The organism is Alteromonas sp. MMG017 (assembly GCF_018100795.1).
Classification (GTDB): Bacteria; Pseudomonadota; Gammaproteobacteria; order Enterobacterales; family Alteromonadaceae; genus Alteromonas.
In genome coordinates this window covers 145,986-166,418 of record NZ_JAGJDY010000003.1, presented here as the reverse complement: position 1 = coordinate 166,418, position 20,433 = coordinate 145,986, and the positions used below count along the sequence as shown (strand labels likewise).

Here is a 20,433-nt window from a genome sequence, read left to right as displayed (position 1 = left end):
AGCCCTTATGAGAAGACTATTATATTTATGCTTACTAACGAGTGTTAGTACCTTAACCTTTGCACAAAGCAATGCCACTTCATATGATTCTTTGTCAGATGAATTGGAAATTATGTCGGGCGTAATGAACACCGCGTTTCGTCAAAACGCCAACCCAAAAGGGTGGCGGGTATCGCGACTAGAAAGTAGCTATCTGGCAGGCCAGGGGGCAGTGTTTACCCTATCTGTTCGTGGCAAAAGTGCTGATTGGATCCGCGATATTGAAACCATGGTGGAAGGCATGCCAACTCCTCCAGCAGCACCGGTTGCCCCAGAAGGTGGTGGTATTGTTTTTGAGCTAAGTCGTGAATGGGAAGATTTTGCTGGAGAAGCAAGCCGTCGAATTGCCAAAGTTTTTGAAGATAACCACGACCAAATACGTGATATCCGCTCTCGCTCTAGAGAATTAGCATGGGAAACCCGCGAGCTAGAGCGCCGCAAGCGCGATGTGTCTTTTGAGTTACGACAAGCCGACGATGATAGAAAAGAAGCGCTTCAAAAAGAAATGCAGGAACTCGAGTCATCTTTAGCATCCATAAGCGCTCAGTCGGCGGAAATGGAAGAGCAAGCGCGTCAATTAGAAGGTGAGCAACAGGCGAAGCTAGCTAAACAAAAGGAGAGCCGTCAGCAAGCTTATCGTTCATTTTTGGCTAATTTTGAAGCCAGTATTGGCAGCACATTTTGCCGATTCGGCTCAGGACTTCGGGGGTTACCTGAAGGAGAGCACGTCAGCATGATATTGAAAGACTTTGAATACGGCGATGACAACAACAAACACGACCGAATTTATGTGTTTAGCAAAGCGGATATAAAAGCCTGCGTGCAAGAGCGGATTGATGCTGAAGCGCTATTGACCAGTGCCACTATCTACACGTTCTAACTGTAGCTTTAGCTTTTAGCTAAACCCATAAGCTATGGCTTCGACATCGGCGTTTAACTAACAGCGCGAACCGAGAACAAAGCGACGTTAAGGGGCGGTATGACCAAGCTCTGCCGCCCATTGTAGTTCACCGCGCGACAACCCATTCGCCGAATTTGCTCCAAAGCTATGCAATGCGCTGTAGGCACTGTTTGAAGGCACACGACAGTAATGACACAAGGCATAAAACAGTAGGCTACAGCGATGCTGTGAACCATCACAGTGTAAATACACGCTGGCACCTTCAGCTAGCATTTGCGACAGTTCGTGTAGATATTGATGCAAGTGAACATCATCGGTAGGTGATTCTGCGGAAGGATGCAAAAAAGGCAGCCAAATCCATTCTAACCCAGCAGCTTTAGCACCATCGCGAATAATTGGGGCATCTTCCTCACCGGTTTGTACCGTGGCAAGGTGGCTAACACCCAACCCTTTCAACCTTGCATAGGTGTCTGATGTCGGTTTTTGTCCCAGACAGATTTTTCCCGCGCTAAGTGAAAACCACGCCAAGGAAGTTTGGCTATTTGCCCCTTTAGATACAGATGATGATTCGATTTTATTCATACCACATAATAATATATTGAGAAGTAATGGCAGCTGCACCCGCCCAATACGAATACATGCCAGATAGCATGGGTGTATTTTACCTTTTTCGCCACATAAAAACACACCCCAAGGCTGAAGCATAAACCACCCGCGACCAGTAACCACAATCCAGCACTGGGTAGCGCAATATAAAGCGGGTAAATAAGGCCAATGGCAATCCACCCCATCAACAAATAAGTCATCACGGATATTTTTGGAAAGCGGTGCTGCGCAACAAGTTTAAAGGCCACACCACCCAGTGCCAAACACCAAATTACCGCTGTCATAGTAATTCCGAGCACACCTCCAATCGACACTAATAGTAAAGGTGTGTAAGTACCCGCTATCAATAAATATATTGCGCTGTGGTCGAATAGTTTCAACCAACCCTTTGCTCTATGGTGCGATGTTGCATGGTAAAGGGTAGAGCTCAAAAACATAAGAATGAGCGTAGCGCCGTATATTGCGGCGGCGCTAATGGTTAGGGTGTTGTCTGCGCGGTTGAGTAAAAACACCATACCTACTATGGCAGCAATAAAACCCACACCATGACTAATACTATTAAGCCATTCTTCTAATACAGAATAGGCTTTTGCCGTAATGCTTGTCATGACTTCCTCCAACTCTGTTTTAATCTAGCGCCCATAATGATTCATGTGTACTGCTTCGTGCTTATTAACACTTCGGTATCTCGGCGCTTGTCATTCATATAGCGCACACGCTTTCAGCGTACACTTGTTCGCTCAAGTGTAACAGAAGCGTAGTCAGCGAGTATCACAATTTTAAATGGCGCGATGATGAAAACGTGGTTTTTAGTATCTTAGATAATAAAAGTATTCGCCACGTATCTCATAGCGTGTGAATGGCAATCAGCAAAAGTATCCAACGCAGCGTCTTGTTTAAGTCTAAAGGTTAGGCATTAGAGTTAAATATTAACGTTAGGTATTAAGATTAGGCATTTGACCCAGATATTTAGGTTGTCTGAGCTAGCGATTAAGGAGAAGTATTTAAATTAGCTATTTGGGAGGGGGAACACTGTTGGTAAAGCGGTAAACTCAATTAACGTCGTTTTACTGGTTATTGCTGCTATCTAATCCTTCAGGTTCAGCAAAAATCAGATAGTCGTCTGGGGCAACTATCTTATTTTGCTTAGCTTTATACATAGCGATATCTGCCAACTTTATTAAGGTATTCTTATTGCGACTCATGCGAGGGTAAAACGCCACGCCCACGCTCATAGAGACCACTGTGGGGGTAGTATCATCATTAAAATAAAACGGCTGCTTCACCCCTTCATTCACCTTAGATATGACTGTTTCAACAGACTCTTCGTCTTCAGCCTGTAAAAGCAGTACAAATTCATCTCCGCCCCAGCGGACCGCCACATCAACTTTACGGATTTTGTCTCTTAATTGCTCAGATACAAAAATAAGCACTTCATCGCCCGCATCGTGACCGAAAATATCATTCACGGCTTTAAATCCGTTTAGGTCAATTAACACTAGTGCAAAGTGGTGTCCTTTGTTCATCAACTTAGCAATAAGCTTCTCACCGCCATTTCGATTGTATATTCCGGTTAGTGAGTCGAAGTCCGCCTGCAATGCCAGATTTTGCAGTTCACGTTTTCGCGTTGAAATATCGTTGAAGGTGATTTGATAAAAACGCTCCCCGTCGTCAGTAATTAATGGGCTGGCAATCAACTGAACCCAAATGGCGGTTTTATTGGCTCCTGACTTCAATTTGAATTCGCCCGTGGCAAACTCGTTACGCGAAAATGCCTCTGGAAGTGAGGTTTTTATTGCAGCAGGGTTTTCAAATAACTCTTCTAATAGTTCGCCATAGTCCTGTTTTTCTTCGAGACCGATTTTTATAACGAGGTCGATAAAAGCCTTATTTCTAAGTTCAATTATGCCTTTTTCAGTCATTAATACCGTGGCTGACTTCGCATTTTCAAAAAGCATCCTAAAACGCTTTTCCAGAAATTCTATTTCTTCTCTTAATTGCCGTTCTTGAGAGAACTGTTCTTCAACTTTGCCTAGCAGCTGATTGGTATCATGCACTAATGCACCAATTTCACTGTCAGTGTGGTAATCAGGCACAGTAATACGCTGCGCTGTACCTGGGGTAATTTCATGTAGTGAACGCCCCACACGAAGCATGGGTGAAATAATGATGTAGTAAGTAATGATCAAGGCAACAATACCGACTACAAGCGCTTCTACGTATAGGGAATAGCTATTGTCGGTACTGATTTTCTCGGCTTGATGGATGATATGGTCAAAGTTTGGGTATATGTTAACTTCCGCTAACGATTCTTCGGGTATGAAAGGGTGTCGAACTAAAAATACCCGAGGTTCAGTGCCTTTGTTAATCGCATCGGTAACGTTAAGCTGGTAATACAAAGCGTCACTTCTGATAGATGCTGCAAGAATTTTTTCACTCTTAACCAACCCATTTATCGCCTCTTTGGCTAAATCTTCTTCTTCTAGAAATGAAGCTATGGACGCGGTTGCACCAACGGTTCGATAGAGTTCTTCGATATCGTAGTTCGCTTCAGTGATCTCGTTCTCGTACGTGACGCGATAAAAAAACTCCGCGGTGGTAAAAACCACCAACATGGCGGCAGCCACCAAGAAAAGCGCAAAACGAAAACCTAGACCACGAATATTAATCAAAGCGATACACTACCTTCATCTTGTCGGTAACAGACGACTCATAAATGTAAGCTAAGGCCGATTCATCCTTTTCGAGTCGCTGTTTAACGTCATCTATTGTCAGTTCGATTTCAGGTGGTTTAACCCGACCGGAAAACTTCAATCTAGCCCAATAGGCATTAACGCGAGCGGGAGGCAAGCCGACTAATGCCTCGTAAAATTGCGCTTTAAGTTTAGCCTCGACTTCAATGTCGATGGGCGTAGCTTGTTTTCCGTTTGGAAACGCAGAGTACTTGCCCATAAAGAGATTAATTAAGCCTTTTTTATCCAATACTTCCACGTCGTTTTTTTTATTTGTAACGACGACAATCTTATCTGGCGTGTACGCAAAGCAAGTGAAGCTGTGAAAGGCTATTAATGCAGTAAAAATAAGAGAGCTGAGGCGATAAAGTTTCATATCCCCCCCTAAAAGCTAAAGTTTAGTGCGAGGAACAGGGTATGTGCAACGTCGTCCCCACTATCAACAACTAACCCATCTCGGGCTCTAAGGCCGCCGCCTCTCGCTTCTATATCGGTTCTTTCAACTTGTACTTTAAAGGCTAAATTTTCTTTTACATCCCAACGCCACCCTAACGAGAGCGAATGTTGATAATGAGCCAACGTACTAGCGACTTCTTCCACATAAACGGCTAACTCGGCTGTATTTGCGTTAATGGGAAAGCCGGGCTGTTCTTCACTTAAGTAATAGGTGTCTGTTTTTGAGAATGAAAATAAGCCATAGAAAGTATGTGCTCCATAGAAATAGCTTATATTTAAAAAGCCGTTCAAAGAGTCCCGTAATGCAATTGAGTCAGAATCGATATGAGATAGCTCCCCAGAGACTTCCCAGTCGCCGAGGTAGCGATTTAAATAAACAGAGGTGTATTGAATAGACGCACCGCGTAAGCTCAATGAATCTGCGAAGGCGGTGGCACCACTCCAGAACGGCTGTAACTGTTCCACACTAGAGGTAACAAATGCTATATCTGCGTTATCATTTTCAGCTTCAATTCGTGTGTGTTTAAATGCAACACTCCAATCAAATGAGGCAAGTTCAATACCTACAGAGCGCAAATCATTAAAGATTACTGGGCTATAATCGTTTCTGGTATAGTCGCTTTCACCTTGGCCCCAGAAGGTTTTGATTAGTAAATTAAAATCGCGATAGGGTTTGAGGTAGCTGATATCCGCTCCATCAAAACTTCGGGCTGGCACAATGCCATAAACTTCTGTAGGCACTTTCACCCAAGGATAAGCAATCGAGACGTCTCTGGTATCACTAAAGTGAAAGATATCGGCGGCGAGTCTTCCAGCTCTTACTTGCCATGAAGGCGTGATGTCGTATCTTAGAAAGGCCATTTGCGCAATGGAATCTAGGTTTTGTTCATCTTGTTCTCGATAAACAAATTGGCCAACAAAATCGAGGTTAGCTGAAAAGCTGTAGTCGATTTGCAAGCCAATTAAACTCAAAGGTTTAAAGGCCAAACCGTCTTTTTTAGCTGCCTCTGCCTGTGAGCGGTCGGTACGGAATTGATAAGTTCGAGTATCGGCGGTTGCTGAAGCTAACGTACCAAACCCGCTAATTTTGAGTTTTTCTTGTTCGGCTAAAACGCTAAAAGTTGTCAGCAAGCTCATCATTACTGCAATGAGAGAAAACTGCTTTTTTATCATTTATCTTTACCTTTATCTTGCCTAGCGTGGAAGGTGGTCCAACACACCCTGTAAGCTCTTAAGTTTTAGTATTGTTGCTACTTCAAGCATAGTAAAGAAACGAAAAAAAACGACTGATAAATCAGCCGTTTTTTCCTTACTTACATCATATTGTAAATATTAATAAACCAAATAAGAGCGTATGAACTTACCAGTAGCGCCTTTTGTTCCTAAAACCGGCCGTGAATATACAGGCACCGGAGCGGTTACCCCTTCATTTCTTCTAATTCTAAGCCCTTTGTTTCGTAAACATAACGAAGGACGAAGCCGATAGACAGCAAGGCAAAGAAAGCATACAGACCGTAAGCACCCGCAAGCCCTATTCCCGCAAGAAGCATTGGGAAAGACCAGGTGATAACAAAATTAGTAAACCACTGCACTAACCCACTTACGGCCAAGCCAGAGCCTCTTAACTGGTTTGGGAACATTTCGCCTAGCATCACCCACATTACCGGGCCCCATGAAAAGTTGAAGCAGAAAACATAAAGATTGGCAGCGATAAGTGCAACAGGCCCCCAGTTATTCAACGCCAACCTTCCATCAACATGTTGTTCTGAATTTAGGAACGCTAACGTGACCACGGCAAGAGACACTGTCATGCCTATAGAGCCCCATTTTAGCAGTGGTTTTCTTCCAATTTTGTCAATAACAGATAACGCCACAACACATGCAGCAATGCTGATAGCCCCGCTTATAACATTAATAAGTAGTGCATCTGCTTCTGAAAAGCCAACCGCTTGCCACAATACGGCTCCGTAATAGAAAACAACGTTTATGCCGACTAACTGTTGAAGTGCAGCTAGCCCAATCCCTACCCAAACGATTGACCTTACTTTTCCAGAGTTTTTATGGATAAGGTCTTTTAATTGTGGTTTATGATCTTGCGACAAAGAGGCTTCAATTTCTGCCAGTTTATTTTGTCCACTAGCCCCGTAAAGTTTGCGCAATACTTCACTCGCTTGCGCTGTTTTTTTCTTAACCACTAAAAAGCGAGGGCTCTCTGGTATAAAAAGTAACATCAGGAAAAAAAGCAACGCTGGGATGATTTCCATCCAGAACATCCAACGCCAAGCTTCAAAGTCTAACCAAAGCACTTGCGTAGAGCCTGATGCATAGTCGGCAAGAAAATAGTTACTTAGAAAAGCGGCGAACAAGCCACTAATAATGGCTATTTGTTGAATAGACGCAAGCGTACCGCGATACTTTGCCGGTGAGACTTCTGCAATGTAAGCCGGTGCCATGACCGACGCAGCACCTACAGCAAGGCCTCCAATAATGCGAAATAAAACGAATTCTAACCCGCTACCTGCTATACCTGAGCCCCAAGCGCTGATAAGGAAAAAGACCGCTGCGACAAGGAGCAATGACTTTCTTCCGTATCTATCAGCTAAGCGACCGGCAAAAAATGCACCTACTGCACACCCAAGTAGCATGCTGGATACATTAAATCCTGTACCGACGCTCTGTGATTGAAACGCGACGCTTAGCCCTTCTACCGTTCCGTTAATGACCCCGCTATCGAACCCAAATAAGAAGCCCCCTATGGTAGCCACGATAGTAATAAATAAAACGAAGCCATTACCCGAGGCTTCGATAGGCAGGTCAATATTTGTTGTAGTGTCCATATTATTATTCTCTTTAAGGTGAGGTTCCGATTTCAAATGACTTTTATGACTGGCGAGCAAGGCTCATTTTCAAAATGATTTGGCTGTGAATCCTGGCGGTACTCAACGGGTGTTTTATCAAAGTGCTTTCGAAATAAGGCATACATATACTGAACTGACGGGTAGCCGCATCGCTGGGCTATATCACCACTATTAGCATCAGTTTCTTTGAGCATTTGACATGCGCGGTTTAGTTTCTCGTTGTGTATTTCTGTATGAATGCTGTGGCCTCTTTCTTCCCGAAATCGCGTTTCCAAGTTAGATCTCGAGATGCCTACATGATCTAGCACCTGGTCTACTTTAATTCCCTTACACGCATTCATGTGTATGAAGTGGGATGCTTGCATCACAAGTGGATCTTTAATCGCTTTGAAGTCGGTAGACTGACGCTCTGCTACCGTTACAGGTGGCACTAGCAATTGCTTATTTTTTATTAACGTTCCGTTTAATTGCTTATGTAGTAATCGCGCTGCCTGATACCCCATTTCCAAGCTGCCTTGTCGCACAGACGTTAAGCTAACTCTGCTTAAAAAGCGTGTTAGTTCATCGTCGTCAATGCCTATGACGGCAAATCTTTCGGGAATAAGAAAGCCAAGGTGGTCGCACGCCTGAAGTAAGTGGCGCGCGCGGGAGTCTGTCACCGCCACTATACCGGTGGGTGAGGGCAGGCTTTTGAGCCAATCGGTTAGGCGCTTCTGAGAATACTGCCACGTTTCGGCTCTTACTGCATGACCCCGATAAACATAGCATTCGTAGCCATAATGTTTCGCGAGAGACAGCATGGCTTGCTCTCTTTCTTGTGCCCATCTCTGCGCTTTACTGATTGGCGAGCCGTAGAATGCAAACCTTTCAATTCCCTTGTGCCGCAAATGATTGAAAGCCGCTTCCACTAAAGCGTAATTGTCTGTTGCTACATAGGGCACATTTGGATAGCTAGCGTCATCTTGGTAAGAGCCACCTATCGCCACTACCGGTACTTTGGTGTTACTCAGCGCTTGTTCGATAGCAGGGTTGTCAAAGTCTGCAATAACGCCGTCGCCACTCCACTCTTCGAAATGTTCAAGACGAGTTAAAAAGTCTTCTTCTAAATACAAATCCCAATCGGCATTTGATGATTGTAGATAGCTTCCGATACCTTCAATTATCTGCCTATCAAATATCTTACTTGCATTTAAAAGCAGCGTAATACTGTGCGCTTTTTCAACCATAATTAGTTCCTGCATATAAACAAATTACGTAAATTTCATTACGTTTATTGGTTTTAAATATACTAAACGACTAAGCGGTAATTAACAAAACGATTACAAAATTTCATAATTGATATTGACGCTTTTAATAATCAATATTTAAGACATAGCCACATATAAACGCGGAAAGACTATGTACTTAGGAATAGATTTAGGCACATCCAGTGTAAAAACAGTGTTAATGGATGAGGAGGGGGTAATTGAGGTCTCAGTAAGTAGACCGCTTAATATATCCATGCCTAAGCCGTTATGGTCCGAACAAGATGCTGGCGAGTGGTGGCAGGCAACGTGCGATTGTTTGGATGAGTTATCTAAACAGATTAAATTGTCCAACGTTAAATCAATAGGTTTAAGTGGACAGATGCACGGCGCAACATTGCTTGACCAGTCAGGAAACGTGCTAAGACCTGCAATTTTGTGGAACGACGGACGTTGCGTTGCCGAATGTGAGGAGCTAAGCAAGGCCGTACCTGATTCAGCTATGCGCACTGGCAACATTATTATGGCGGGCTTTACTGCACCAAAGCTGCTTTGGGTTAAAAAGTACGAACCCGAGGTATTTGCGAAAGTAAGAAAAGTACTACTACCCAAAGATTTTTTAAGGTATCAACTCTGCGGCGAGTTTGCTTCTGATATGTCCGATGCTGCCGGCACCATGTGGCTAAATACCGAGACTCGTCAATGGGATGAAGTGTTACTCGCTGCATGTGGTCTCAGTATTGATAATATGCCCGCACTTTTTGAAGGAAATGAAGTCACCGGCACACTGAAAGCTACACTGGCTAAGCGTTGGGGGATGCATGATGTCGTGATTGCAGGTGGCGCAGGGGACAATGCCGCCGGTGCGATAGGCTGTGGTATTTTTGAGCCAGGACACGCCATGTTGTCACTTGGAACCTCTGGGGTTTATTTCGCCGTTACCGACAGATTTTCAGTAAATACCGCTCAAGCTGTTCATAGTTTCTGTCATGCATTGCCCGACAGGTGGCACATGATGTCCGTCATGCTCAGTGCGGCAAGTTGTTTAGAATGGTATTGCATGCAAAGTGGCTACGAAGATGTAGCCGAAATGATTACAGACGTGCAGAATAATACTTCCCACTTAGATACTCAAATCCCACTATTTTTACCTTACTTAACAGGTGAAAGAACACCTCACAATAACCCAGCAGCAAAGGCCGCATTCTTTGGAGTATCTGTTTCGACTCGCCGTGTACATATGGCTCGCGCTGTTATTGAAGGAGTATCAATGGCGCTTGCAGATGGCATTGATGCCGTACACCAAAGTGGCGTGACGACAACGTCTATTAGTCTCATTGGAGGGGGCGCTAAAAGTATATTCTGGCGACAGCTTCTCAGTGACATTAGCGGGTACGACTTAGAGTACCGAGAGGGTGGCGATGTCGGGCCAGCATTGGGCGCAGCACGATTAGCAAAGCTTGCTGCCAACCCGGATTTATCACCCAGTGAAGTTTGTTTTAAGCCGAATCTTGAGGCGTCATACACACCTCAGAAAGAAATTCACAATGCATACCTCATCAAGCGCCAACAATTCAGAGAACTTTATTACGCAGTAGAGCCTTTTTTCTCGTAGCAACGCACGCGAGCCACATAAAATTAAAATCCTATTGTCATTTTTTACGCATTCTAGAGAAAGGAAAAAAATATGAATAACTACTTCGAAAATATCCCAGCCATAAAGTATGAGGGTGCAGAATCGACAAACCCTCTTGCCTTCAAACATTATAATCCGAAAGAAGAGATTGGTGGGAAAACGATGGAAGAGCACCTGCGGTTTGCGGCGTGCTATTGGCATAATTTCTGTTGGGATGGTGCTGACGTATTTGGCGCTGGTACGTTCAATAGACCTTGGCTTGCAGCGGGCGATCCCATGGAGCGTGCCAAGCAAAAAGCCGATGTGGCCTTTTCTTTTTTTGAAAAGCTAGGCGCACCTTTCTACTGCTTTCACGATATTGATGTCGCACCTGAAGGTGATTCAGTCAACGAATACATTCGCAATCTTTCAGAGATGACAGATGTGCTTGCCCGTAAGCAAGACGAGACGGGTATGAAGTTACTTTGGGGTACAGCAAATGTATTTAGCCACCCACGTTATATGTCTGGCGCTGCAACAAACCCGAACCCAGAAATATTCGCTCGTGCCGCGACCCAAGTCTATCACGCCATGAATGCAACAAAGGCGCTTGGTGGTGAGAACTATGTATTGTGGGGTGGTCGAGAGGGCTATGAGACACTGCTAAATACAGATCTTAAACGAGAGCGTCAGCAGTTTGGTCGCTTCATGAATATGGTTGTTGAGCATAAACACAAAATTGGGTTTAAAGGGCTATTGCTCATCGAGCCAAAGCCGCAAGAGCCTACTAAGCATCAGTACGACTACGATACGGCTACCGTATATGGATTTTTAAAAGAGTTCGGGCTAGAAAAAGAGTTTGCGGTTAACATCGAAGCGAATCACGCCACACTTTCTGGGCATTCTTTCCACCACGAAATAGCGACAGCGTTTGCGCTAGATATTTTTGGTTCCATTGATGCGAACCGTGGTGATCCGCAATTGGGCTGGGACACCGATCAATTCCCTAACTCGGTAGAAGAAATGACCCTCATTTGCTACGAGATATTGAAAAATGGCGGCTACACATCAGGGGGCTTTAACTTCGATACCAAATTACGACGCCAAAGTTTAGATGCTGAAGATTTGTTCTTAGGCCATATAGGTGGCATGGACACCTGTGCGCTAGGTTTAAAGAAAGCCTATGAAATGCTTTCAAATGACGTACTCTCAGAGAATGTGAAAAGTCGCTATGCTGAATGGGATTCAGCCGTGGGGCGTAACATTCTAGATGGTAATATGTCTTTAGCATCTTTAGCTGAACATGCGCAAACCAATGGATTAGAACCTAAGCCGGTCTCTGGTAAACAAGAGGGCTTGGAGAATTACGTAAACCGAATTATTTACAAATAAATTGGTGTGAAAACTTAAAAAGCTGCCAATGGCAGCTTTTTTTGCTTTTAGCTGAGAAGTGTTTAGTTGAGAAGCCTTAGCTGACAAGCTCTTATAAGAAAGCCCTTAGCCTAGAACGGCTTATGAAATGTTGTTTTAACTCATACTTACTATACCAATTAAAAACACCTACCTAGTGGTACACGGCCTCTGGCGCAAGCTCACCGTTGTTTAGGGCGTTTCATGCCAGAGCGCTTAATAACAGAGCACTCGACAACCTTGATAGCAGAGATTAGTGCAGTCGCATTCACCAAGTGAAGTACAAAAAGCGCAGCGGAATCGGCATTCGATACCGTGCGCGTTCAGTTTGATTTAGGTATCCCCAAGCAGGTTTACTTTGATAACGCGTTAATAGCACCTAGCACATATACCAAAGGGGCGTTCCAATTAATGGCAATCTCATTGGTAGAAAAGCTGCACCAATCGTCAATGTAGGAGTCTGCTGGTTTAGGGTAGGGGTAATCGCATTCATCTTGACGCCCGGCATGCGGGCCACCTACCAGCATGCCGGGTATGGGCGCTTTTACCCCATCGCTTGCTGATATGCGATGATGTGGCGACATAGGCGTGAGGCTTCCATAGCCCGTAACAAAGCTATAGCCGGTTGGGTTCATACCGAAAATATAAGAAATACTGTCGTAGACGGCATCTTTATATTTAGCATTGCCGTTGAGTTCGTAGGCGGTTAATAGAATTAAGGCTTTATTCAGCAGCACACTATTACTCCCCCATACATAATCATCTTCTTGCATTGGCACTAAATAAGGTGAAGTAGGTATCTGCTCGGTAATATTCTCGGCCAGCGTTATAAAAGCAGATTCTAGCCGAGCAAATTCTGAAACTGACAGCATGTCCTGTGCATTCTTTAATAATGAAATGAGGCCCAATGTTTCAACATCGGCCCACCCAGGTACACCAAAATTCACTTCACTATCTTTAATCGGGCTGAGGTAGCGGGTATTCCCTGTGGCAATAAATAACTCGGACGCCGCCCAGAAAAACTCGTCAACGAACTGGTCATCACCATACTCGCCGCTTTGTACATCGTCAGGTTGAACATAACGAACATCTGGGTTGTGCAAAGCCCATTGCCAAGCGGCTTCAGCCTGCAGTAACCATTGGTTAGCTATATCAGGAGCTAGGTCTTTATAAATACGGCTCGCCATGGCCATAGTGGCCGCAAAATCTAACGTAGCGCTTGTTGATACGCCAATCATAAAGCGCTGCGATTTATCGTCATGGGGCATTTCTATCCCCGCCCATTCCAGCGTAGTGAGTTTGTGAAAGGCAGCGCCGTCATGTCGCTGCATACTGGCCATCCAGTCTAGATTCCATCGTAGTTCGTTTAGTAAATCGGCAACCCCGTCATCTGATTCTGGGATAGCGACATCTACTGCTTGATAGTATTGAGGGTAATGTTCGTAGGCAGCAAGTAATGTGTAAGTCGCAATACCAGCATTAACAGTATATTTTCCATAGTCGCCTGCATCATACCAGCCCTTTTCAGAGGACAACGTGGTAAGAGCACCCATTGAAGAGGTAGTTGCAGAGGCGTGCACGTTTACTTGAGTATCCGGATGAGCAACTGGTCGTTTCCATTGCCCTGCATATTCTTCACTTAGCGCCATACCAGAACGATTAAAATAGTAAGACTTTAATGCAGCGCGATGGGCGTCGTCATAAATGGTTGGGCTTATTGTAAATGGCAAAGAGGGCGGTACACCTTCAACGTCAATGTAATACTCTCCAACTTCATTGAAGTCACTAAAACTGGCTAATTTTAAAAATGGGTCATTACTGAGCTCCCACATCTTCGATTCTTCCAGCTCTCCTCGATAGACAATGTCATCGCTTGTTGAGCGTTTTATTGCAAAGTTTCCTGATGCAGAGGTTGGCACTAGAGCATGCTTTTTCCCACTTGGCAGGTATCCCACCTGATTAAGTTTAATACTCAATGGTTTTTCTGAACGGGCTTGTTGAAATTTGGATTTGCGATTGTCATCTGAGCATCCGGTCATAAATAAGCTAGTCAGACCTGCGAATAGCAAAAGTAAAAAGGTTCGGCTTTTAAAACGCAACCTAACAGATAAAAAGCGATACATGAGAGACCCTAGTGTTATATAGTTTTTAGTTGTTACATTTTTGTCAAAATGCAACGATATGTCGTCTTTTTAAAGGCAGTAAACGTAAAAATAAACGCTTGATACCTGTATTTAAACGAATTTAGTCATGTTTAGTTGAAGGCTAAGAAAAAACATTCTATTTACACGCTTTAGGTTAATTCGCTTCTTGCGTCACGGTATTGAACACGTTATAAAACAACAAAAAAGTATTTGGTTATTAATGAAAGCCGTCTTATTTAACATACATGATCTGGTGTTGCTATTTACTGTTTATCAATGTTTTTTATTTGCTCTTTTCTTAGTAACTCTTAAGCGCGGCAAAAGAAAAACACATTTATTGCTTGCCGCCTTCTTACTTTCACAAGCTGCAATCCCTTTAGATAATCTCATCAACTTTGGTGAAATGTTCCGGTCTACGGCTTTGTCTTTTTCACCTAACCTTTTCTACTCATTCGGGCTAGCTTACTGGGTGGAAGCGCCATTATTACTTTTTTACATTCGAAGCCTAATATACAAAGACTACCAATTCAGGCGTTATGACCTGCTTTTCCTACTGCCTTTCGTTGCCTATAGCATTTATTTTGCGAATACCTGGTGGCTAGAAGAAGAGTTAGTAAAAATTGCTGCATTGCAGGGAGATACCATTGCTAATACTCCCTTCGAAGAACGGGCAATACATTTGTTTCGTGAAGCTTTTCGAGTGGCATGTGGCGTGCTGTGTTTAATAGAACTGAATAATTACCAGAAGCAGCTGAAACAACAAGTAGCAGAAACAGAGAGTGTCGATTTGACGTGGTTAAAAGCGCTGGTAGTGGGCTTTTTAATCGTTAGAGTTGTGGCAGTATTAACAGCGCTTGCCATTATCTCTGCGTATGAATTGGGGGTCTACATCGACCATGAGTTTTTAGGCTTAAGTTCAAACTATGCTGTCTTGTTAATGATATCTGGGTTGATATTCTTTAGTGCAGGGTATTCCACTATATTTAGAGGTATTGACAGTAAACTGACGCCTGCAGCCACAAAAGAAAAGCCGAAAATCGACCTTCGCCAGGTTGATAAAATCACCCGATATATGCGTTTGAATAAACCCTATTTAAACCATCTACTCACATTAGAAAATCTTGCTAACCAGCTGGATATTCCACCACGGGTGCTGTCTCACATTATTAATCATCATTTTAATAAAAACTTTTTTGAGTTTATTAATCATTACCGAATAGAAGAGAGTAAATTGCTATTGGAAAGCGAGTCGAATCGCCGGGCGACTATGCTAGATATAATGGATTCTGCGGGCTTTAACAGTAAAGCCACGTTCAATACATTTTTTAAGAAGTTGACTGAGAAAACACCTACCCAGTATCGAAAAGACTACTGGGAATAGACGGCAATACGTTCATCGCTACATAGCTATGCAACTGAGTAGCAAGGGGTAAGTGGCACGAATGTCACTTGAAACGCTACTTTGCCACTAACTGCTACTTTACATTAAGTTGTGCAATAAAGTGAGCATGTTCTGGAAGTACAGACGCTGACTTATCTATTACACTTGCAATATGGCTAAGTCGCTCATCAATTAATGATGTACTCATTCTATCGACTAGCGGGTGGTATCCTTCACTTCGCAACCCTTGTCCATGCATAACGGCAAGCCAGGATGTCTCATTAAATAACTCATTGTCTATGCGGAAAATACGGCCCGAGTCTTTGTACAATTGTACTTTTTGCTCCAACGAAACACTCAATGATATGTTGCGACAATAACGCCAAAATTCACTATCGTTTCTTTCTGTTAAAGCATAGTGCAACACAATAAAGTCTCTAATCTGTTCAAACTCTTTTGTGGTTTGCCGGTTGTACATATCAATGTCACTTTGACAAAACCGGTTGCTAGGAAAGAGTGTCATCAATCGTGCTATCGCAGATTGAATCAAATGCAGTCCGGTAGACTCTAGCGGCTCAACAAATCCAGCCGATAACCCTATACCTAAACAGTTTTTTATCCAACTTCGAGGACGCATTCCCGTTTTCCAAGCTAAGAAATTGGGCTCAGCTAAAGGTTCACCTTCTAATTGCGCCATCAGCTCATCTAGCGCAGCTTCCTTTTCTGTAAACTTACTCGCGTACACATAACCATTTCCAATTCGATGCTGCAACGGAATTCGCCATGTCCAACCAGCGGTTTTCGCTGTTGATTGGGTGTAAGGTTTTAACATGCTATCGGCAGATTTACACGGGATAGCAATGGCACTATCACAGGGCAATAGGTCGCTCCAATCATTAAACGTTGCGCCCATTTCTTTTTCTAAGAGCAAGCTTCGAAAACCACTACAATCAATATAAAACTCACCATCAATACAGTGCCCATTTTGAAGCGTTAGCGTATTGATATGACCATTTGGATGCTTGGAAACCGCTTCGACTTTGCCCTTGATATGCCGAACTCCACGCATTACTGCAAAGTCGCGTAAAAAGTTAGCGTATAAGGTACTGTCAAAATGATATGCATAACTCATATTGGCTAGGGGAGAAGTGTTCTGCGCATTAACCTTGCCAAACCGCCCACTTTTAGCCGCCATCGCTTCAATTGAATACGAACAAAGGTCGCCACCTGCACCTTCGTTGAAACGCTTAAGCCAAAAATGATGGAACGGCAATGCTTCCATGTTAATACCGAAGGTGCCGAAGGGATGGAAATAGGCGTGACCTTTGCGTTTCCAGTCTTTAAATTCGATACCGAGCTTGTAAGTCGCGTTAGTAGCACGGATAAAGTCCGCCTCATCGATACCCAAAATTCGGTTAAATAGTGTAATTTGAGGGATGCTCGCCTCACCCACAGACACCCCTTTAATGTCCTCGCTTTCAATAAGCGTGACACTATATTTTGAGAGGTCTAACACTTTGCTAAGTGTTGCTGCGGTCATCCAACCTGCCGACCCACCGCCTACAATCACGATAGACTTAATAGACATTGATTGAGACATAACTACCTCATAACGTTTTAGGTATGCCACTTCTGTGGCATACCTGATTCATTCTCAAAATGGTTAAAAGGTCCCTTTAGCGACCAAGCTTATTCTACGGTCGTTAACAAACCACGACCGGCCCACTTGATTCCCTTCGGCATCAACTTGCATCGAGGTACGTGTGACCGTATTGCTTAAATTCGTGCCTTGCAAACCCAACTCTATGTTGTCTGAGAACCGGTAAAAGAACGAACCATCAAGCTGCCCATTTGCTTCATTGAAAATAGGAAGCTGAGTAATAACATCTTTTGTGGTTAACAGGTATTCAGAGCGCCAATTATAAGCTAGGCGAGCGTTAAACCCGTTCTTCTCATACATAGCAACAATGTTCACATTATCTTTGGAAAGCCCCTCAAGCGGTAAGTTGTCAAAGGCAATGCCTTCCCCTTCAGAAGAGTCTGGCTTGTCTGGCGATAACCCAGGATTCGGTGAGCCCTCATCTTTCACATACGTGTAGTTGAATTGAAGCCCTAGTCCACTCCACGCGCCTGGTAGAAAATCAAAAAACTGCTGATAAGCAATCTCCACACCTTTCACACTGCCTTCATCGCCATTAGTGGCGCCATCAACTTGGACGACTTGCGTCACGCCATTATTTTCATAAACGCGATCGGTGGAGCCGTTGATAAAGTAGTTACTCAAATCTTTATAAAAGAATGATGTGGTTAACGAGCCAACGGTTTCTGGAAAATACCATTCAAAGGCGAAGTCGTAGTTATTGGCTTCCATCGGCTTAAGAAAGGGATTACCAGATTTTGCGGTATAGCGCTGGTATTGCGCACTGGTTATCTCTCTATCGTCGCCTTCCCCTGAGTATTCAATCTGTAAATTATCGCCCTGTATTTCAACGTAATTGCGAAGGTTTCCAAGATCAGGCAGCGCAATGGCCTTAGAGTAACCAAAGCGCAACAGCATATCGTCGTTCAAATTTAGTTTAAGATTGAAGCTTGGTAGTAACTTACTGTAATCACTTACTGCTGTTTGTTCCGTAGAGGCAGCATTACCGAACGCGGCTTGATCAGAGGGTAAAAAGTTCTCAGGATCATCATCTTGAACAGGCAGATTATCGGGGAATGTAATAAACCCATCCGTCTCATTTTCAATTTTAACGTAGCGTGCCCCCACATTACCGCTGAAAAAAAGCCCTTTCACTTCCCCCTCGAAATTACCTTGTATGAAAAAGGCGTTATTCGTTTCAGTAGTTTCGTTTATTTCATTGGGCAAAAAGTCACCGATAGCACCAGATCTGCTTGCTAAGGCCACCCAGCCAGGCATAAGGCTTGCGAATGTAGACTCTGCATCACGATAATTATCGGCAACCGACTCATTAGGAAAAAGAAAGGTATTGCCGCCAGGTGTCGTCAAAACACCACCCCTTGCGAAGTCATCGAATGACACGGCTTCGTATAAATCACCTAGCCCTGCGCCAAGTTCATCACCTTGGGCGTCGAACCAAGCATTGCCGTTCCCCGCCCACGCTTCAGACAACCAGCCCCAGTTAAATGTGGATTGGCGGGTGGTTTGTTGTCTTTTGGCATAGCGGGTGCCCACTTTTACAGATGTAAATAAACCGTCTTCGAACGTATATTTAGCATCTAACGCTACTGCCGCTTCATCGCCCTCGTTGGCCGAAACATGATCCATCGCACTGCGCCAAAAATAATTATAAGGGTTGGAGAAATGCGTTTCATCGTTGGCGTTAGCGGGGTCGGTTAAAAATATATCAGGCGTGCTGTCTTTGTTATTGGTAATTCCAACCACGGTACGAGTGGCACCCATTACCGAGAAATCAACAATATCTGAGGTTGACTCTACGTATTGTAAATCCGCGCTAAACGCCCACTCATCATTGGGGCGGTATCGCACATTTAATCCAATATCATCAACAACAGAGTTTTGCTCTCTGGCACGTGTAATCATTGCGTGTTGAGCACCGAAAATACCACCGGGCTGTCGCTCAGCATCATTTCCTCTCCAACCCGCGTTAGACGTAATTAATCCCGATTCGAACAGACCCTGCTCATCGATATCAAAAGTTGTACCTTCTGCTGGCACAAGGTCATTTATGACCGCATCATCTGCCAATTCAATAGCGCGCTCGGTCCACGACAAAGATGAATCGGAGCGTATAAACTGTGCCGTAGCGAGTATGGTGTCATCTACGTTTTCCCATTGCAGCGCTGCTGCTAGCCCTTGACGCTCTCGAAGGTCTTGTTTCCGGGTTAAACGAGAGGTGCGAGGCACCATGACACTTTCGCCATCAACTAATTGGTTTTGTGTTTCAAATCGCCCTACTTGGGTACCGTCCGATTGCGCTTTAAGTGTGGAATCTGAAAAGTTTAGCAGCAAGCCCCATTTGCCATAGTCACTTTCAAAAACATCCGAATACAATGCAGAAAAGGTTGGGGTAGTTTTTTCAATAAAATCGCTATAGGTGGCATCGGCTGAAAACGCTAAAATACGCTTGTCACTATCAAAGGGTTTGCGAGTAATTAAATTTACGGTACCCGCAATACCTCCTTCAATCATCTCTGCCGATTGATTCTTATACAACTCTACGCCGCCCATTAATTCAGGAGGAACATCCTGAAAACTAAGTCCTCTTCCAGAGTCGGCAGTAAAGGTATCGCGACCGTTAAATTCACTTCTAGTGTGGGTTAACCCCCTGACCACAACGCCACTTCCTTCAACGCCGAAATGATCTGGGTCGTTGGCGCCCGCAAAACGTTCAATGGAAACACCAGGTAATCGAACGATAGCTTCCAGCACACTCCTATCAGGCAATGCGCCAATATCCTTTGCTGATATTGCATCAAGAAAGGTATCACCGTAGCGCTTAAGTAATTGTGCGTCTGCTAAGTTTTCCTTTATACCTCGAACCTCAATGACCTCAACATCTTCTACGTCGTCGCCAGTCTGGTTTTTTTTGACGTCTTCTGAGGGTAAATTCGACTGCGCAAAAGCGAGTTGGGGTTGGAAAGCTAATAGCGTACTTAACAGGGCGCTGGATACAAGTGAGCGTTTAAAGCTAGGCTTTCTCACTGTATTAGTTATTGTTGATTTATTATGTGTTTTCATTTTTTTTCCCTAGTCACATTTCCAATAAACACCGAAGTGCTTAATCTCCATTTAAAAAATAACAACATAAACACAACAATTCGCCCAGCATAGTCGCGATTGGCTAATTTGAACGCAAAAATTTACACTAATGTAAGGTTTTAAATTTAAGTGAATGATTTTATTGGTTTAAATTTTAGGTTCAAGTTTGTGTAAAACGCATAGATGAACGCCTTTAAAATTGAGTGAGGCAATAAATAAACATATTTGTTACATTTATTTATCATTATGATGGGTTGGGAGTGCTGGTTTTATTGGGGTTGCAGCGTATAGGGTTAACGTAGGTTT

14 protein-coding genes are annotated in these 20,433 nt (G+C 43.8%); 4 read left to right on the top strand and 10 right to left on the bottom strand.

The annotated features are described in order from the left end of the window. The first annotated feature begins 7 nt into the window (after positions 1-7). The gene (locus J8L84_RS05465; RefSeq protein WP_211069811.1) at positions 8-919 is read left to right on the top strand and encodes a hypothetical protein; all 912 of its coding nucleotides are present in this window, start codon (positions 8-10) and stop codon (positions 917-919) included. Between the two features lie 87 nt (positions 920-1,006). On the opposite strand, the gene J8L84_RS05460 is transcribed toward J8L84_RS05465, so the two are convergent. The 7 genes from J8L84_RS05460 to J8L84_RS05430 all read right to left on the bottom strand — a co-directional run bounded on the left by J8L84_RS05460 (position 1,007) and on the right by J8L84_RS05430 (position 8,818). Beyond that, positions 1,007-1,522 (bottom strand): hypothetical protein, encoded by a 516-nt coding sequence (locus tag J8L84_RS05460; protein WP_211069810.1) that lies wholly within the window; start codon positions 1,520-1,522, stop codon positions 1,007-1,009. After that, complete coding sequence (locus J8L84_RS05455) at positions 1,519-2,154, bottom strand: hemolysin III family protein (protein ID WP_211069809.1); 636 nt, start codon at positions 2,152-2,154, stop codon at positions 1,519-1,521. Before J8L84_RS05455 ends, J8L84_RS05460 begins: the two co-directional genes overlap by 4 nt. A gap of 459 nt (positions 2,155-2,613) precedes the next feature. Further along, positions 2,614-4,218 (bottom strand): sensor domain-containing diguanylate cyclase, encoded by a 1,605-nt coding sequence (locus J8L84_RS05450; RefSeq protein ID WP_211069808.1) that lies wholly within the window; start codon positions 4,216-4,218, stop codon positions 2,614-2,616. Next, positions 4,211-4,654, bottom strand: a complete 444-nt coding sequence (locus J8L84_RS05445) for a hypothetical protein (protein ID WP_211069807.1) — start codon at positions 4,652-4,654, stop codon at positions 4,211-4,213. Before J8L84_RS05445 ends, J8L84_RS05450 begins: the two co-directional genes overlap by 8 nt. 8 nt (positions 4,655-4,662) lie before the next feature. Then, a complete protein-coding gene (locus J8L84_RS05440; protein WP_211069806.1) occupies positions 4,663-5,907 on the bottom strand; it encodes a hypothetical protein in 1,245 nt (414 codons plus the stop codon). A 245-nt stretch (positions 5,908-6,152) separates the two neighbouring features. Further along, positions 6,153-7,571, bottom strand: a complete 1,419-nt coding sequence (locus J8L84_RS05435; protein WP_211069805.1) for a sugar porter family MFS transporter — start codon at positions 7,569-7,571, stop codon at positions 6,153-6,155. A 32-nt stretch (positions 7,572-7,603) separates the two neighbouring features. Then, the gene (locus J8L84_RS05430; RefSeq protein WP_211069804.1) at positions 7,604-8,818 is read right to left on the bottom strand and encodes a DNA-binding transcriptional regulator; all 1,215 of its coding nucleotides are present in this window, start codon (positions 8,816-8,818) and stop codon (positions 7,604-7,606) included. A gap of 172 nt (positions 8,819-8,990) precedes the next feature. On the opposite strand from J8L84_RS05430, the gene xylB reads away from it, so the two are divergent. Next, complete coding sequence (gene xylB / locus J8L84_RS05425; RefSeq protein ID WP_211069803.1) at positions 8,991-10,451, top strand: xylulokinase; 1,461 nt, start codon at positions 8,991-8,993, stop codon at positions 10,449-10,451. 72 nt (positions 10,452-10,523) lie between these two features. Next, positions 10,524-11,843 carry a xylose isomerase gene (gene xylA / locus J8L84_RS05420; RefSeq protein WP_211069802.1) on the top strand — a complete coding sequence of 440 codons (1,320 nt, stop codon included), beginning with the start codon at positions 10,524-10,526 and terminating at the stop codon, positions 11,841-11,843. Positions 11,844-12,214: 371 nt separating this feature from the next. On the opposite strand, the gene J8L84_RS05415 is transcribed toward xylA, so the two are convergent. Then, complete coding sequence (locus tag J8L84_RS05415) at positions 12,215-13,900, bottom strand: glycoside hydrolase family 9 protein (protein ID WP_211069801.1); 1,686 nt, start codon at positions 13,898-13,900, stop codon at positions 12,215-12,217. Between the two features lie 508 nt (positions 13,901-14,408). On the opposite strand from J8L84_RS05415, the gene J8L84_RS05410 reads away from it, so the two are divergent. Continuing rightward, positions 14,409-15,386, top strand: coding sequence for an AraC family transcriptional regulator (locus tag J8L84_RS05410; protein ID WP_247670586.1), 978 nt, complete (start codon positions 14,409-14,411; stop codon positions 15,384-15,386). A 94-nt stretch (positions 15,387-15,480) separates the two neighbouring features. On the opposite strand, the gene J8L84_RS05405 is transcribed toward J8L84_RS05410, so the two are convergent. Further along, on the bottom strand, positions 15,481-16,986 hold the full coding sequence (locus J8L84_RS05405; RefSeq protein WP_211069799.1) for a tryptophan halogenase family protein: 1,506 nt from the start codon (positions 16,984-16,986) through the stop codon (positions 15,481-15,483). Positions 16,987-17,049: 63 nt separating this feature from the next. Then, positions 17,050-20,106, bottom strand: a complete 3,057-nt coding sequence (locus J8L84_RS05400) for a TonB-dependent receptor (protein WP_211069798.1) — start codon at positions 20,104-20,106, stop codon at positions 17,050-17,052. Positions 20,107-20,433 lie beyond the last annotated feature (327 nt).